Source organism: Janthinobacterium sp. J1-1 (assembly GCF_030944405.1).
Classification (GTDB): domain Bacteria; phylum Pseudomonadota; class Gammaproteobacteria; order Burkholderiales; family Burkholderiaceae_D; genus Janthinobacterium.
The window spans coordinates 4,326,271-4,343,404 of record NZ_CP132339.1 but is presented as its reverse complement, the minus strand read 5'-3'; the positions used below and the strand labels follow the sequence as shown (position 1 = coordinate 4,343,404).

The following is a 17,134-nucleotide window of genomic DNA, read 5'->3' as shown; positions in this document are numbered from 1 at the left end:
CTATACCAGCCGCCCCGCCGCAATCGTGATGGTGCGCCCGCAGCGCGCCGCGATCGAGGTGTCGTGCGTGACCAGCACCAGGGTCGAGCCCCGTTCGCGGTTCAGCTCGAACATCAGCTGGATCACGGCTTCGCCGGTGGCGGCGTCCAGGCTACCGGTCGGTTCGTCGGCAAACAGCAGTGGCGGTTCGGTCACGAAGGCGCGCGCCAGCGCCACGCGCTGCTGTTCGCCGCCGGACAGGTATTTCGGATAGTGCTTCAAGCGGCTGCCCAGGTTGACCCGGCCCAGCATGGCCTGCGCTTTTTCCTTGGCGTCCGGGTCGCCGCGCAGTTCCAGCGGCAGCATCACGTTTTCCAGCGCAGTCAGGTGGGCCAGCAGCTGGAACGACTGGAACACGAAACCGAGTTTTTCCTTGCGAAAGCCGGCCCGGCCGTCTTCGTCCAGGGCGAAGATATCGGTGCCGTCGAGGATCACCTTGCCGGCGCTGGGCGTATCGAGGCCGGCCAGCAAACCGAGCAAGGTGGACTTGCCGGAACCCGACGCGCCGACGATGGCCAGCGTCTCTGCCGTTTGCACGGTAAAATCAAGTTGATGCAGGATGGTGAGTTCACCATCGGCATCGGGTACACGCTTGGCCAGCCCCACCACTTCGATGGCTTGCTGGCCGCTACGGTTCGCTGCGGAGGGCGCCGGCTGATGGCCGGATGCTGCCTGGGGAATGAAATTGGTGGAAGTCGCTTTAGGGAATTCGGGCATGCTGATCTATCTTAAAAAATTTCGTGAACAAATAAGTACCGGAAATACGAGCCAGTCGCGGCGGCGCTCCCTGTCCTTGCTTCCTGCGGCAGCCCTGCTGCTGGTATCGAGCATGACGAACGCCTATTCTGCACCAAAAACGCTGCTGGTGCTGGGCGATAGCCTGTCGGCCGAATATGGCCTGGCGCGCGGCACGGGCTGGGTGGCGCTGCTGGAACAACGCCTGAAGGCGCAAAAGAACGACACGCGCATCGTCAACGCCAGCATCAGCGGCGAGACCACCAGCGGCGGACGCGCGCGCCTGCCGGCCCTGCTGGCCAAGCATAATCCCGACGTGGTGCTGATCGAGCTGGGCGCCAACGACGGCCTGCGCGGCCTGCCCGTGACAGCCGCCGAAGCAAACCTGCGCGCCATGGGCGACGCGGCCAGGAAGACCGGCGCGCAAGTGGTGCTGGTCGGCATGCGCATGCCGCCCAACTACGGCCGCGATTATGCCGACAAGTTCTACGGCGTGTACGGCAAGCTGGCGAAAGAATGGAAAGCGCCGCTGGTACCCTTCATGTTCGAAGGCATCATGGACAAGCCGCAATGGTTCCAGGCCGACCGCCTGCATCCGAACGCCCAGGCGCATCCGGTCATTCTGAAAAATATATGGCCGCAGTTGTCGCCCTTATTGGGGGCAAGGTAGGTCGGACTAGCCGCGCAGCGGCGTAATCCGACAGTTTGGTCAGATAAAAAAATAGCCGCTCGAAAGCGGCTATTTTTTTGCGGCGGAAGAAGCTTACGGCGCTTCGGCGACCGGGGCGGCGGCGGTGACCGGTTTGACGATCTTCACCTTGGCCTTGTGTTTCAGGTACTCGACGTAGTCGAACATTTCCTGTTGCGCCAGGATGCCGCCGATCTGGTCTTTCTCTTGCTGGCGGCGCGCGGCGTCCACTTCGGCCGGCTGCTGTACCTTGCCGACGCGGTAGATGCCATAGCCCAGGGCCGGCAATTCCACGCCCACATAGGCTGGCAGCTTGCTGGTGTCGGCCTTCATCACTTGCGCGATGGCGGCGCGGTTCACGCCGTCGAGCTTGCTGCGCGAGACCCACTGCGCGGCGCCGAAACCGGTGGCGTCACCCGAGGTTTTCAGCGCTGCCAATTTGGTTTCGCCGGCTTTCTTGGCCAGCTTGGCCGCTTCTTCCAGGGTCACGCGCTGGCGGATCATGGCGTCGACTTCGGCCAACGGGCGTTTCGAGGCTGGCTTGAATTCCACTACGCGGCCGGCGACCAGGGTATTGGCGCCAACGGATACGGCTTCGGTGTTGCGCTTGTCCTTCAGGGAATCGTTCGAGAAGATGGCGGTCAGGAACTTGGCGTTGTTGTACGGCGCCGTACCCAGGGCTGGCGACGGCGTGCGCGACAGGTTGGCGACGGTTTCCACTTTCAGTTTCAGCTTGTCGGCCACCGGTTTCAGGCTGTCCGATTGCTCGTACACGGTGTTGGTGAACTGTTCGGCCATTTCCGAGTATTTTTTCGCGGCGAATTGCTTGCGCAGGTCGGCCGTGATCTGACCCTTCACTTCGTCCAGCGTCTGGATGTGCTGCGGCTTGACGCTGGTGACGGTCAGCACGTGGTAGCCGTAGTCCGAGGTGATGACATCGCTGATGTCGCCTTGCTTGAGCTTGTAGGCGGCCTCTTCCAGCGGTTTTGGCAGCGCGTCCTTGACGACCGGACCCAGGTCGCCGCCCAGTTCGGCCGAAGCCGGATCTTCCGACTTGGCCTTGGCCACGGCGGCAAAGGTTGCCGGCGCCTTGCGCACTTCGGCCAGGATGGCTTCGGCCTTGGCCTTGGCGGCGGCCTTGTCGGCGGCGGATGCGTCTTTCTTGACGGTCACCAGAATATGGCTGGCGTTGCGCGCTTCGGCGGTGGTGTAGGCCTTCTGGTTCTTGTCGTAGTAGCTTTGCACGTCGGCGTCGCTGACGTCGACCTGGTCGCCCACGGCGGCGGCGTCGAGCACCACGTATTCGATCTTGGCCTGCTCAGGGATCTCGAAGAACTTGCCGTTCTTGTCGTAGAAATCCTTGACCATGGCGTCGGTCACTTTGACTTCCGGCACGAACTGGGCCACCGGCAACAGCAACTCCTGCACTTCGCGCTCTTCCGAGGTGATGTCCGACAAGCGCTTCGACACGGTGTTCGGTGCAAATGCGGTATTCTGCACGGCGCCGGCCAGTTGCTGCAGGGCCAGATCGCTGCGGCGGCGCGCGTCGTACATCTGCGGCGTCATGCCTTGGGCGGCCAGCATGGCCTTGTATTTTTCCAGGTCGAATTTACCGTCGGCCATGGTCAGGCCAGGAATCTCCAGCACTTCCTTCTGCAGCACGGCGTCGCTGATGACCAGCTTGCTGTGACCGACTTCGGCGGCCACGGCGCGCTCGGCGATCAGGTTGTCAAGGATGCTCTGGCGCGCTTCCGGCGTATCGAACATTTTCTGGTCGAACTGCTCGCCCATCATCTGGCGGTAGCGGTCGATCTGCTGGCGTTGCGCTTCTTCATATTGCTGCTGCGTCACGACCTGGTCGCCGACCTTGGCGATGGTGTTCGCGCCGTCGCCGAAGCTTTGATAACCACTGATACCGACCAGTGCAAATGACGGGACGATGACCAGCATCAGGAGAAACTGCATCAAACGTCGATGGGTACGAATAAATTCAAACATGGTCAGCCAATTCGGGATGAGTGGATCACTATAAAAAAAGGCGAACATGCGTTCGCCTTGATTTCTTCGGCGGAATGGACGGGACACAAGCCCACTTCCCCTTTACCTCCTGATTCTACAATGCCCATAGCGCTATAGCAAGGGTAAATCAGGGCGCGCGCCCGGCCCGCAAGCGGCCATGGCGGCCACGGCATTAAACCCGTCCAGGCTTAAGCAAGATTTAAAACAAGGTGGATTTGATAATCAAAAACAGGCCGAGGGAATTACGTCGGCCGGCATCAGGATAATCGGGCGCATAAAACAAAAAACCCGCGCTGCATATTCATGCAGCGCGGGTCTTCATATTCTGGCGGAGCGGACGGGACTCGAACCCGCGACCCCCGACGTGACAGGCCGGTATTCTAACCAACTGAACTACCACTCCTAAGAGCGTATTTTTTTGGCGGAGCGGACGGGACTCGAACCCGCGACCTCCGACGTGACAGGCCGGCATTCTAACCAACTGAACTACCACTCCGAAAAATACACAGTACGACTTGCATCTGTTTCAGCCAGTTACCTGGGCTGAATTACGGCACCCGAAAGCGCCGCCAGATGTTTTCGGTGATTGTCACCTCACCGAAGTCCGTTAGTTTACAGCATCCTTCAAAGCTTTACCAGCTTTAAATTTTGGAACTTTTGCCGCTTCGATGGTGATCGCTTCCTTGGTACGTGGATTGCGGCCGGTGCGTTCTGCACGCTCGCTTACCGAGAAAGTGCCGAAACCAACGAGTGTCACGCTGTCGTTGTTTTTCAGGGTTTCCGTCACGCCGCCGATAACAGCGTCGAGTGCGCGCGCAGCGGCGGCTTTGGAAATGTCAGCTGTTTCAGCAATGTGGTCGATCAATTCAGTCTTGTTCACTAGCATCCCCAATTACAAAGGTATAAAACGTTTACCGCGCTGTTGCGGCGCTTTTGGCGCTACAGCGGTGCGGCGAAAAAAATGTGCAGCCGTATTAAACAAGCCGCACTGTATATGTGTCAAGCGCTTTGGGGCCGCAATTCACGTTTCAATATGAAACAAGCGCTCTAAAAGCGCTTGTTTGGGTAAAACGGCCGTAAAACGTTAGTGTTTTACTACCTCGCCAGTGGCGTCAGGCTTGGCCGCCGCGGCAGCGACAGGCTCCACCGCAGGCACTTCGGCCAGCGCTTCGGGCATGCGTTCGAGGGCGATTTCCAGCACTTTGTCGATCCAGCGCACCGGCACGATCTCGAGCTTGTTCTTGACGTTGTCCGGAATATCGGCCAGGTCTTTCACGTTCTGCTCGGGTATCAGGACCGTCTTGATGCCGCCGCGATGGGCCGCCAGCAGCTTCTCTTTCAGGCCGCCGATCGGCAATACTTCGCCGCGCAAGGTGATCTCGCCCGTCATCGCCACGTCGGCGCGCACCGGGATGCCCGTAAACACCGACACCATCGCCACCGTCATCGCGGCGCCTGCGGACGGACCGTCCTTCGGCGTCGCGCCTTCCGGCACGTGGATGTGGATATCGCTCTTCTCGAACGCTTCCGGCTTGATGCCGAGGCGCGCGGAACGGCTGCGCACGACGGTGCGGGCCGCTTCGATCGATTCCTTCATCACGTCACCCAGGGTGCCCGTGCGGATGATCGCGCCCTTGCCCGGCATCGACACGGCTTCGATGGTCAGCAGATCGCCGCCCACTTCGGTCCATGCCAGACCCACCACCTGGCCCACCTGGTTTTCTTTCTCGGCCACGCCAAAATCATAGCGGCGCACACCGAGGAATTTATCCAGGTTCTTCGAGTTGACGATCACCTTCTTGTCCGACTTTTTCAGCAGCAGCATCTTGACCACCTTGCGGCAGATCTTCGACACTTCGCGTTCCAGCGAACGGACACCGGCTTCCCGCGTGTAGTAGCGGATGATGTCGCGCAATGCCGACTCGGCCACCGAAATCTCTTCCTCTTTCAGACCGTTGTTCTTGATCTGTTTCGGCAGCAGGTAACGCTGGGCGATGCTGGTTTTCTCGTCTTCCGTGTAACCGGACAAACGGATCACTTCCATGCGGTCGAGCAAGGCCGGCGGAATATTGTACGAGTTCGAGGTCGCCACGAACATCACGTCCGACAAGTCGAAATCGACTTCGATGTAATGGTCGGAGAACGTGTGGTTCTGTTCCGGGTCCAGCACCTCGAGCAGGGCCGACGACGGATCGCCACGGAAATCGGCGCCCATCTTGTCGACTTCATCGAGCAGGAACAAGGGATTGCGCACGCCGACTTTCGACAGCGATTGCAAAATCTTGCCCGGCATCGAGCCGATGTAGGTGCGGCGATGGCCACGGATCTCGGCTTCGTCGCGCACGCCGCCCAGCGCCATGCGCACGAACTTGCGGTTCGTGGCGCGGGCGATGGACTGGCCCAGCGAGGTTTTACCGACGCCCGGAGGACCGACGAAGCACAGGATAGGCGCTTTCAGCTTGTCGACGCGTTGTTGCACCGCGAGGTATTCCAGGATGCGTTCCTTGACCTTGTCCAGGCCATAGTGATCGCCCTCGAGTACTTTTTCGGCATTCGCCAGGTCATTGTTGACCTTGGATTTTTTCTTCCACGGCAAGTTGACCAGGGTGTCGATATAGTTGCGCACGACGGTCGCTTCGGCCGACATCGGCGACATCAGCTTGAGCTTTTTCAGCTCGTTGGTGGCCTTGTCGAGCGCTTCCTTCGGCATCTTGGCCGAAGCGACTTTTTTCTCCAGCTCGTCGAGGTCGGCGCCATCTTCGCCCTCGCCCAGTTCTTTCTGGATCGCCTTGACCTGTTCGTTCAGGTAGTACTCGCGCTGCGACTTTTCCATCTGGCGCTTGACGCGGCCACGGATGCGTTTTTCCACTTGCAGGATGTCGAGCTCGCCTTCGAGCTGGCCCAGCAGGTGTTCGAGGCGCTTGGCCACGCTGAAAATTTCCAGGATGACCTGTTTCTGTTCGAGCTTCAGCGGCAGGTGGGCCGCGACCGTGTCGGCCAGGCGGCCGGCATCGTCGATGCCCGACAGCGACGCCAGGATTTCTGGCGGGATTTTCTTGTTGAGTTTGACGTACTGGTCGAACTGCTGCACGATCGCGCGGCGCATGGCTTCGACTTCCGACTCGTCGCCCGGCTCGGATTCGAGCGGCGTCAGGTCGGCGATGAAGTGCGTGGGCGCATCGCTGATATGGTTGATACGGGCACGCTGTGCGCCTTCGACCAGCACCTTGACGGTGCCGTCGGGCAGCTTGAGCATTTGCAGGATATTGGCGACGCAGCCAATTTCATAGATGTCCGAAGGCGATGGTTCGTCCTTCGCAGCTGCTTTTTGAGCGGCAAGCATGATGCTCTTGCCCTGCTCCATCGCAGCTTCCAGCGCCTTGATCGACTTTGGACGGCCAACGAACAGCGGTATCACCATATGCGGGAAAACGACGACATCCCGCAACGGCAATAACGGCAGTTGAGTTTGCTCAGTTAATTTGGAAGTTGTCATGGCGTACCTTATAGAAAGCGTGTTTACGATGTTGGCGCTCGCTGCCAAAACACAAGACCGGCGAGAATAAATAATTCTGTGAAACAAACTTTCTTTTGTTTATTTCGCAAAACACACCCGCATGACTCTAATAAATGCGGCATTCATAGTAAAAAAGCCACGCGCAGCAGGTCTGCCGCGAGTGGCTTTCCGATTGAAGCCTGCAATATTATTGATTTAAATTGTACTGCCATGCATTAAGGAATCAAAACCCTTTTTCATGCAAATGTCTCAGCAGTAATCAATTTTCTCCGGAGGCCTTGGCGGTCTCTTGGTAAATCAATAAAGGTTTGGCGCCGCTGGTGATGGTGTTTTCGTCGATCACGACCTTCACCACGTTTTGCTGGCTCGGCAGTTCGTACATCACGTCCAGCAGGGCGTGCTCCAGGATCGAACGCAAACCACGCGCGCCGGTCTTGCGCGCGAGCGCCTTCTTGGCGATCGCATGCAGGGCGGCCGGACGAATCTCCAGTTCCGCGCCTTCCATGTCGAGCAGCTTCGAGTATTGCTTGATCAGCGCATTCTTCGGCTCGACCAGGATCTGGATCAGCGCCTCTTCCGTCAGTTCCGCCAGGGTGGCGATGACGGGCAGGCGACCCACCAGTTCCGGGATCAGGCCGAATTTCACCAGGTCTTCCGGTTCCGCTTCCAGCAGCAGATCGCTGGCCGAGCGTTGCGACTTGCTCTTCACGCTGGCCGAGAAGCCGATGCCGCTCTTGTCGGAACGGTTCGAGATGACCTTCGACAGGCCGTCGAACGCGCCGCCGCAGATGAACATGATGTTGGTCGTGTCGATCTGTACGAAGTCCTGGTTAGGATGCTTGCGCCCGCCTTGTGGCGGCACCGAGGCCATGGTGCCTTCGATCAGCTTCAGCAGCGCTTGCTGCACGCCCTCGCCCGACACGTCGCGCGTGATGGACGGGTTATCGGACTTGCGCGAAATCTTGTCGATCTCATCGATATAGACGATGCCGCGCTGGGCTTTCTCGACATCATAGTTGCAGCTTTGCAGCAGCTTCTGGATGATGTTTTCCACGTCTTCGCCCACATAACCGGCTTCGGTCAGGGTAGTCGCATCGGCGATCACGAACGGCACGTTGAGCATGCGCGCCAGGGTCTGGGCCAGCAGGGTCTTGCCCGAACCGGTAGGACCGACCAGCAAGATGTTGCTCTTGGCCAGTTCGATGTCGTCTTTCTTGCCCAGGTGCTTGAGGCGCTTGTAATGGTTGTACACCGCCACCGACAGGATGCGCTTGGCAGTCTGCTGGCCGATCACGTACTGATCGAGCATGGCGGCAATTTCTTGCGGAGTCGGCAGGTCCGACTTGGCGCCGGTCACCGTCTCGATGCTCGACGTTTCATCACGGATGATGTCGTTGCACAAGTCGATGCATTCGTCACAAATAAAGACGGATGGACCGGCGATGAGTTTCTTCACCTCGTGCTGGCTTTTGCCGCAGAACGAGCAATACAGTAATTTTTCGCCGCTAGAGGATTTTTTGTCTGACATAAGGCATTTTGGTTGGAACTGCATTAACAATATTGCAAAATCGCTGGCCGGGAAGGCGGTGCCAACCCCGTGAGGCTGGCACCCATGGCGCAAGTCGGATAAGCATGCACAAGCACCATGCTACCCGAAATAAAAGCGAAACGCCCGAACGTTTGAGCGCCCGGGCGTTTACTTAAATACTTAGCAATACCGGTAGGGGCACATCAAGCGCGGCTGGTCAACACTTTGTCGATCAAACCGTACTCGACAGCCTCGTCGGCGGACATGAAACGATCGCGGTCGGTGTCCTTGGCGATCTGTTCGATCGACTGGCCCGTGCGTTCGGCCATGATGCCGTTCAGACGTGTACGCAGGTAGAGAATTTCTTTCGCCTGGATCTCGATATCGGACGCCATGCCTTGCGAACCACCGGACGGCTGGTGAATCATGATGCGCGAGTTCGGCAGCGAAAAACGCTTGCCCTTGGCGCCTGCGGCCAGCAAAAACGCGCCCATCGAGGCGGCCATGCCGGTGCACAGGGTCGAGACGTCCGGCTTGATGAACTGCATCGTGTCGTAGATGGCCATGCCGGCCGAAACCGAACCACCTGGCGAGTTGATGTAGAGCGAGATTTCCTTTTCCGGATTTTCGCTTTCCAGGAACAGCAGCTGGGCCACGACCAGGTTGGCCATCTGGTCATTGACCGGACCGACCATGAAAATCAAGCGTTCCTTCAGCAGGCGCGAGTAAATATCATACGAGCGCTCGCCGCGGCCGCTTTGTTCCACCACCATCGGCACCAGGCCGAGCATCTGTGTGTCCAGCGCTGGATTACGGTTCATACCTGTCATTTCATTTCCTTGTGAAGCAGTTAGAGGGCGCCGCCCCGGCCTTGCGGCAGATGGCGGCATCCGGATGCCAACTGGTTTACGCTTGTGCGTTGCTTCCCATCAGTTCATCGAAAGCAACTGCTTTCGAGGTCACTTTCGACAGGCCCAACACGTAAGTGACGACGTTTTCTTCCAATACAAGGGCTTCGATCTCACCCAGGCGACGACGGTCGCTGTAGTAGTACTTCAGCACTTCGCGCGGGTCTTCGTAGCTTTGGGCGAAATCTTCGATTTGCGCCTTGACTTGCTCAGGCGTTGCCTGCAGGTTGTTGTCGCCAACCAGTTGCGACAGGATCAGGCCCAGGCGTACGCGACGCTCGGCTTTTTCCGCGAACAGTTCTGGTGGGAAAGGCACATCCTTGACGTTCATGCCGCGCTGCGCCATGTCCTGGCGGGTCATTTCAGCCAGGCGGTCCGAATCCTGGGTGATCAGCGTTTTTGGCACGTCCAGCTCGGCAACCTTGACCAGCGCGTCCATGACGGCTTCCTTGTTGCGTGCTTTCACGCGGCCAGCGACTTCGCGTTGCAGGTTGACTTTGATGTCTTCGCGCATTTTAGCCAGGTCGCCATCGGCAACGCCCAGCGACTTGGCGAATTCGCCGTCGACTTCCGGCAGGTGCGCCCATTCCAGCTTTTGCAGGGTGATCGTGAACGAGGCGGTCTTGCCGGCCACGTCCTTGCCATGGTAGTCCTCAGGGAACGACAATGGGAAAGTCTTCGACTCGCCCACTTTCAGGCCCAGGGTCGCTGCTTCGAATTCCGGCAGCATGCGGCCTTCGCCCAGCACGAAAGCGTAGCCATCAGCTTTGCCGCCAGGGAATTCCACGTCGTCGATCGAACCGACGAAGTCCACCGTCACGCGGTCGCCTTCAGCAGCGACTGGCTCGCCGCCGTCGCCGTGTTCGCCGGCTTCGCCCTTGGTGTGGAAGTGCACGCGCTGCTTGCGCAGGATGTCGATGGTCTTGTCGATTTCGGCTTCCGACACTTCGGCTTGCACGGTTTCGATTTCAACGGCGGCCAGGTCACCGATGGTGACTTCCGGATACACTTCAAACGTTGCGTCGAATGCCAGCTGGCCTTCGGCGGCTTCTTCTTTCGGCACGATGTTCGGGAAACCGGCCACGCGCAGATTGTTTTCGTTGGCGGCGTCGTTGAACGCGCGGCCGACTTTGTCATTCAGCACTTCGGATTCAATTTGATAGCCGTATTGTGCCGCGACCATTTTCAACGGCACTTTACCCGGACGGAAGCCCGGTGCCTTGGCCGTACGGGCTTGCACTTTCAGGCGCTTCTCGACTTCCGTGCGGACGTCCGTCAGCGGGAAGGAGATGGTGATACGACGTTCGAGTTTGCCCAAGGTTTCGACTGCAGTTGCCATGTAAAAAATCGTCCAAAAAATAAACACTGTTGGTGCGAGAAAAGAAGACCCGACCCCTTGCGCCATCACTGGCGGCAAGACATGGGTCCAGCTTCACTCGCTCGCATATTCATCTGCCCAGCATGACGACAGGGTAATGGACCCGGTCTGCCCGGCGATAATCACCAGGCACCAGACAATCCGCTGTCTTCAAACTGCAGCAGGGCTCCGACTGTCCGGCACTGCTTCATGTATAAATCGCAGGGCCGGGCTTCATTCGGTAAAGCGTGGCATTATAACAAAGGACCTGGAAAAGTGGCCCGGGTTTGCGGCCCGGACACAGAGAATACCGGCGGCGGCAAATGACTCACCACAACCTGCTTGCCCCCTGTCTGTGCCGCTATCTCCGGCATTCCTTGTTATCGCCTGAAACGAGGCTTTCCAGCCCGCTTCGTCTATTAGTATATGTCATCTGCCGCCACGCCCCAAACAAAGAAATACCGAAAGGGCCAAGTTTTCATGCAAAAACCGCCTGTTTTACGCTGAAATGCAGAAAAACGGCCGAAATGGCGCTTCGAAAGCTGACTGAAACGATCAAATGGAGAGAATGGCATGTTCGCCGGAGAAAAACCTGATTGCACGTCCAGGCTGGAACCGCCTGGGGTGGTGCGGATGGGGAGACTCGAACTCCCAAGCCGAAGCACTGGCTTCTAAGACCAGCGTGTCTACCAATTCCACCACATCCGCTTACCGCTTACTTCTGCTGCCTGGTCCAGACACTCCTGATTTTAACAACTCGGGAGCGATCTGGCTACCTCGCTCTGGCATGGCTGATGTTACTTGCCATAAAAGCTGGCTGCCAGAGCAAAGGCGGCATTCTACTGGATTTCCCTGAGGAATGCCGCCTTTTTTACTGCGGGCCGCCCTGATGGACTACTTGTCCAGCGCCACCGGCTTCTTGACGCGGAACCAGGCCGCATACAGGGCCGGCAGGAACAGCAAGGTCAAGGCCGTGGCCAGGATCAGCCCACCCATGATGGCGACCGCCATCGGCCCCCAGAACACCGAGCGCGACAGCGGGATCATGGCCAGCGCGGCGGCGGCGGCCGTCAGCACGATGGGACGGCAGCGGCGCACGGCCGAGTCGATGATGGCGTCCCACGGCGCGGAACCGTCCTTGATATCCTGCTCGATCTGGTCGACCAGGATCACCGAGTTGCGGATGATCATGCCGAACAGGGCGATCACGCCCAGGTTGGCGACAAAGCCCAGCGGACGGTGCAAGGCCAGCAAGGCAAACGCGGCGCCCGCCACACCGAGCGGCCCTGTCAGGAAGACCAGCAGCGCGCGCGAGAAACTGTGCAGCTGCAGCATCAGCAAGGTGAATATCAGGAAAATTGCCAGCGGCAGATTGGCCGCGATCGACGCCTCGGCCTTGCCGCTGTTGGCCGCCACGCCCTTGAGCGTGATGCGGTAACCGGGCGGCAATTTTGCCCGCAAGGCATCCAGTTGCGGCGCCAGCTGGGTCGAGACGGTGGCGCCCTGGATATTGTCGCCCACGTCGGACTGCACGGTAATCGCCCATTCGCGCTTGTCGCGCCAGACCACGCCCGGCTCCCACACAAAATGGACGCGGGCGATCTGCGAAATCGTCACCGATTTGCCATTCGCGGTTGGGATATTCGTGTCGTTCAGCACGGAAATCGTGTTGCGCTCTTCCAGTGGCTGGCGTACCTGGATGTCGATCAGCTTGTTGTCTTCGCGGAACTGGCCGATCACCGTACCCGACAGGATGGTATTGGCGGCCTGCATCACGGTCTTCGACGTGATCCCCAGCGCACGCATCTTGTCCTGGTCAAGGTCCAGGCGCATCACCTTGACCGACTCATTCCAGTTGTCGTTGACACCCACCGTATTCGGATTGGCGCGCAGGATATCCTTGACCTGGTCGGCGATATGGCGCACCGTGGCCACTTCCGTGCCGGTGACGCGGAACTGCACCGGATACGGCACCGGCGGGCCATTCGGCAACAGTTTTACACGGCCCCGCACTTCCGGGAAATCCTGCTTGAAGACATCGACGATCTTCTTGCGCAGCAATTCACGGTCGGCCAGGCTCTTCGGCAGGACCACGATCTGCGAGACATTGGTCTGCGGGAAAATCTGGTCCAGCGGCAGGTAGAAACGGGGGCTGCCCGTGCCGACATAGCTGGTCACGCTGTCCACGCCGTCGAGTTTGCTCACGAACGCTTCGAATTTCTTCACCTGCTTTTCATTGGCCGCGAACGTCGTACCTTCGGGCGACCACATCTCCACCATCAGTTCCGGCCGGCTGGAATCGGGGAAAAATTGCTTCTCGATAAAATTGAATCCATAGATACCCAGCGCGAAGATGGCGAGGGTGGCGGCAATCGTCGTCTTGCGCCATTCCACGCACCAGGTGACGGCGCGGCGGAAACGGCGGAAGTTCGGCGTATCGAACAGCTCATGGTCATTATTGGCGTGCGGCTTGACCTTCAGCAGCAAATAGCCGATATAGGGCGTAAACACCACCGCCACCACCCACGAGATGATCAGCGCCAGCGCATTGACGGAGAACAGCGAAAAGGTGTATTCGCCGGCGGTCGATTTGGCCAGGCCGATCGGCAAAAAGCCCGCCACCGTGATCAGGGTGCCGGTCAGCATCGGCATGGCGGTCGAGGTATAGGCGAAGGTGGCGGCGTCGAAGCGCGACATGCCCTCCTCCATCTTGCGCACCATCATCTCCACCGCAATGATGGCATCGTCCACCAGCAGGCCCAGCGCGATGATCAGGGCGCCCAGCGAAATCTTGTGCAGGTCGATGTCGAGCATGCGCATGAACAAAAAGGTGACGGCCAGCACCAGCGGGATGGTCAGCGCCACCACCAGGCCCGGGCGCACGTCGATGCGCAGCGGTTTTGTATGCAAGCCCAGCGCGACAAAGCTGACGGCCAGCACGATCAGGATGGCTTCGATCAGGGTATGGACGAATTCGCCGACCGAGGCCGACACGGACGCCGGCTGGTTCGACACGCGTTGCAGCTGGATGCCGACCGGCAGCGCTTTTTCCATGCGCGTGACGGTCGCCTGCAAGGCCTTGCCCATCTCGATGATATTGCCGCCCTTTTCCATCGAGACGCCGAGGCCGATCACTTCCTTGCCATTGAAACGCATCTTGTCCTTGGGCGGATCGATGAATTCGCGTTTCACGGTGGCAAAGTCGCCCAGGCGGAAAGTGGTGCCATTGGCGCGCAGCTCCAGGTTTTCCAGGTCTTTCACTTTCACCATGGCGCCCGTGACCCGCACCTGCAGATTGTCGGTCGGCGTGACCAGCACGCCGGTGGCGTTGATGCTGTTCTGTTCCGACAGCTGATTGACGATGGCCTCGAACGGGATGCCCAGCTGGGCGAATTTCTTGTGTGAAAAGACGATATTGACCTTTTCATCCTGCACGCCAAACAGTTCCACCTTGGCCACTTGCGACACGCCCAGCAATTGCTGGCGCACGTCATCGGCGTAATCTTTCATTTCGGCATAGGTAAAACCATCGCCGGACAGGGCGAAGATGGAGCCATAGGTGTCGCCGAACTCATCGTTGAAGAACGGCCCCACCACGCCGGCCGGCAAGGTATTCTTGATATCGCCGATTTTTTTCCGCACCTGGTACCAGGCGGCCGAGGTTTCCTTCGGCGGCGTCGATTCGCGCAATTCCAGCAAAATCAAGGTCTCGCCCGGCTTGGAATAGCTGGTGATCTCGTCGATATACGGGGTTTCCTGCAGCTTGCGTTCCAGCTTGTCGGTCACCTGCTCGGCCATCTGCAGGGCGGTGGCGCCGGGCCAGTACGCCTGCAGCACCATGGCGCGAAAGGTAAACGGCGGATCTTCGTCCTGCCCCAGGTTGGCATAGCTGAGCATGCCGCCGATCAGCAGCACCGCCATCAGGTAGCGCGTCAGTGGTATATGCTCGAGCGCCCAGCGTGACAGATTGAAGCCGCCCTTCATTTGGCGGCCCCTGCGGTACCCAAAGGCGCGGCCTTGGCGGGCGCCACCAGCTCGGCGCCGAGGATCGTCACCTTCTGGCCCGGTTTCAGCAGATTGACGCCGGCCGTGACCACCGTCTGGCCTTCTTTCACGCCAGAGCTCAGCAACAGATCATTGCCGGCCACGCCGCCGACGGTGACATTCACCAGTTTCACGGCGCCATTCTCCACCACCCACACCGAGCTTTGCGATTTCTCATTGAACAGCGCCGTCAGCGGCACCCTGATTTGCGGCGTTGCCGTGGTGGATGCGAATTGCACCACCGCTGTCATGCCCAGCCGCGCCTCGGGCGCGTTGGGGATGGTCACCTTGGCCAGATAGGTACGGGTGGCGGGGTCGGCCACCGGAGACACTTCACGGATCTTGCCCGGCAGCGCCTGTTTCGGGTCGGCCCACAGGCGCACCACCACGTTTTTCACGCCGCGCATGGTCTCGACCTTGTCCTCCGGAATGCCAATCACCACTTCCCTGTCGCCATTGCGTGCCAGCACGGCCACCGGCGTGCCCGGCGACACCACCTGCCCGACTTCCCCGTCAAGGCGGGTAATCACGCCGTCGCCGTCGGCCAACAGGCTGGCGTAGCCGGACTGGTTGCTTTGACCACGGTAGACAGCCTGCGCCGCTTCGACCTGCGCCTGCGCCGCCTTGTAGGTGGCATCCTTGCCATCGAGCACGGCCTGGCTGACGAAATTCTTTTCGCGCAAATCCTGGTAGCGTTTCAGTTCGGCGCGCGCCAGGTCGCGGCTGGTTTCCGCGCTGTTCAGGCTGGCCTTGGCCTGTGCCTGCGACAATTGCAAGTCTTGCGGATCGAGCTGCATCAGCACCTGGCCCCGCTTGACGACGGCGCCCACGTCGACCTTGCGCTCGACGATCTTGCCGCCCACGCGGAAGCCCAGCTGCGAGGTCACGCGCGCCACCACTTCGCCGGAGAACTCGGCATTCACATCGACATTGCTGCTGGCCAACACGATGGCGCGCACCGGGCGCACGTCGTCGACATTGGGCGCGGGCTTGGAACAAGCGGCGAGCGTGGCGGCCAGGGCGGCCGCCGCCAGCAGGCGCAGGGCGGGAAGAGCTGGGGCGCCGGTCTCGCGGCGCAGGGTTTTCAGGGCAAACAAGGTATTTTCCTTTACTATGCGGGCTGTTAGATTTTTATATGAGGAAACTTTTTGCCTGCCGACTGGGTAGCGCCAAACTTTTTCTCACGCAATATCCTTAAATTTGTGACAATGGCAGACAGTCTGGCGAGGAAGTGTCTTTCCTTACTGACTTTCTGGTTAGTAATTATAATCGTGGCGGTATTTTTTTAGTGACTTTTGCGTCATTAATCATTGTTTTATTGCGTCGATAACTATTTACTGTGTCACCTTTGCATCGGCCGTTGCTGGCCGTGCATGATGAGAGAAGTGTGTTCATGCCTGTAGACCATTACGAAAATTTTCCTGTAGCATCTGTTTTATTGCCACGCCGCCTGGTACCCGCCGTCGAGGCCATCTATGCCTTTGCCCGCAGCGCGGACGACCTGGCCGATGAAGGCGACGCCCTGCCCGCCGAACGCCTGGCCGCCCTGCAGGAATACGAGGCGGCGCTGGGACGCATCGAGCGCCATGAGCCGGAAACCAACCCCATGTTCGTGCGCCTGGCCGCCACCATCGCCAAATTCGAGCTGCCGATGCAGCCGTTTTACGACTTGTTGTCCGCCTTCAAGCAGGATGTGGTGACCACGCGCTACGCCAGCCATGCCGACGTGCTCGACTATTGCGCCCGCTCGGCCAATCCGGTCGGCCTGTTGATGCTGAGCCTGTACAAGGCGGCCGATGAAGAGAATGTACGCGATTCCAACGCAATATGTTCTGCTTTGCAACTAATTAATTTTTTACAAGATGTGGCGATCGACCGGCAGAAGGAGCGCATCTACCTGCCGATGGAAGACCTGAACCGCTTTGCCGTCTCGCCGGCCGCCTTCGAACGGCCCGAAGCGCATGGCAAATGGAGCGCGCTGATGCGTTTCGAAGTGGCGCGCACGCGCGCGCTGATGCTGTCCGGCGCGCCGCTGGCCCTGCGCCTGCGCGGACGCATCGGCTGGGAGCTGCGCCTGGTGGTGCAAGGCGGCTTGCGCATCCTGGAAATGATCGAGGCCGTCAATTACGACGTATTCCGGCGCCGCCCGAAACTGTCGAGGCGCGACTGGCTGGTGATTTTCTGGCGCGCCCTGCGCATGTCGCGCAAAAGCGTGGCGGCCGCCGCTCAAGAAAACCCGCTATTTCCACCGTCGCCTACCCGCTAAGACGATAGAATAGCGGCTTCGATCTGTAACCCT

11 protein-coding genes and 3 tRNA genes are annotated in these 17,134 nt (G+C 59.3%); 2 read left to right on the top strand and 12 right to left on the bottom strand.

What is annotated here, in order from left to right:
- The gene (locus Q8L25_RS19860; RefSeq protein ID WP_171899005.1) at positions 1–648 is read right to left on the bottom strand and encodes an ABC transporter ATP-binding protein; all 648 of its coding nucleotides are present in this window, start codon (positions 646–648) and stop codon (positions 1–3) included.
- 220 nt (positions 649–868) lie between these two features.
- Here Q8L25_RS19860 and Q8L25_RS19855 point away from each other — a divergent pair, with 220 nt between their 5' ends.
- Positions 869–1,444: an arylesterase gene (locus Q8L25_RS19855; RefSeq protein WP_308921016.1), complete on the top strand. Its 576-nt coding sequence runs from the start codon at positions 869–871 to the stop codon at positions 1,442–1,444.
- Between the two features lie 93 nt (positions 1,445–1,537).
- On the opposite strand, the gene Q8L25_RS19850 is transcribed toward Q8L25_RS19855, so the two are convergent.
- From Q8L25_RS19850 to Q8L25_RS19800, 11 genes are all read right to left on the bottom strand, one after another.
- Complete coding sequence (locus Q8L25_RS19850; RefSeq protein WP_374694186.1) at positions 1,538–3,427, bottom strand: SurA N-terminal domain-containing protein; 1,890 nt, start codon at positions 3,425–3,427, stop codon at positions 1,538–1,540.
- Positions 3,428–3,807: 380 nt separating this feature from the next.
- A tRNA-Asp gene (locus Q8L25_RS19845) sits at positions 3,808–3,884 on the bottom strand.
- Positions 3,885–3,900: 16 nt separating this feature from the next.
- A tRNA-Asp gene (locus Q8L25_RS19840) sits at positions 3,901–3,977 on the bottom strand.
- 111 nt (positions 3,978–4,088) lie between these two features.
- The gene (locus Q8L25_RS19835; RefSeq protein WP_065309571.1) at positions 4,089–4,361 is read right to left on the bottom strand and encodes an HU family DNA-binding protein; all 273 of its coding nucleotides are present in this window, start codon (positions 4,359–4,361) and stop codon (positions 4,089–4,091) included.
- Positions 4,362–4,565: 204 nt separating this feature from the next.
- Complete coding sequence (gene lon, locus Q8L25_RS19830; protein ID WP_308921014.1) at positions 4,566–6,977, bottom strand: endopeptidase La; 2,412 nt, start codon at positions 6,975–6,977, stop codon at positions 4,566–4,568.
- Between the two features lie 280 nt (positions 6,978–7,257).
- On the bottom strand, positions 7,258–8,526 hold the full coding sequence (gene clpX, locus Q8L25_RS19825) for an ATP-dependent Clp protease ATP-binding subunit ClpX (protein ID WP_308921013.1): 1,269 nt from the start codon (positions 8,524–8,526) through the stop codon (positions 7,258–7,260).
- Between the two features lie 203 nt (positions 8,527–8,729).
- On the bottom strand, positions 8,730–9,347 hold the full coding sequence (clpP, locus tag Q8L25_RS19820) for an ATP-dependent Clp endopeptidase proteolytic subunit ClpP (protein ID WP_374106380.1): 618 nt from the start codon (positions 9,345–9,347) through the stop codon (positions 8,730–8,732).
- An 85-nt stretch (positions 9,348–9,432) separates the two neighbouring features.
- On the bottom strand, positions 9,433–10,773 hold the full coding sequence (tig, locus tag Q8L25_RS19815) for a trigger factor (RefSeq protein ID WP_308921012.1): 1,341 nt from the start codon (positions 10,771–10,773) through the stop codon (positions 9,433–9,435).
- Positions 10,774–11,416: 643 nt separating this feature from the next.
- Positions 11,417–11,499: transfer RNA gene (locus Q8L25_RS19810), tRNA-Leu, on the bottom strand.
- A gap of 186 nt (positions 11,500–11,685) precedes the next feature.
- Positions 11,686–14,775: an efflux RND transporter permease subunit gene (locus tag Q8L25_RS19805; RefSeq protein ID WP_308921011.1), complete on the bottom strand. Its 3,090-nt coding sequence runs from the start codon at positions 14,773–14,775 to the stop codon at positions 11,686–11,688.
- Positions 14,772–15,932 carry an efflux RND transporter periplasmic adaptor subunit gene (locus tag Q8L25_RS19800; protein WP_308921010.1) on the bottom strand — a complete coding sequence of 387 codons (1,161 nt, stop codon included), beginning with the start codon at positions 15,930–15,932 and terminating at the stop codon, positions 14,772–14,774. Before Q8L25_RS19800 ends, Q8L25_RS19805 begins: the two co-directional genes overlap by 4 nt.
- 296 nt (positions 15,933–16,228) lie before the next feature.
- On the opposite strand from Q8L25_RS19800, the gene hpnC reads away from it, so the two are divergent.
- Complete coding sequence (hpnC, locus tag Q8L25_RS19795; RefSeq protein WP_308921009.1) at positions 16,229–17,101, top strand: squalene synthase HpnC; 873 nt, start codon at positions 16,229–16,231, stop codon at positions 17,099–17,101.
- Positions 17,102–17,134: the final 33 nt, after the last annotated feature.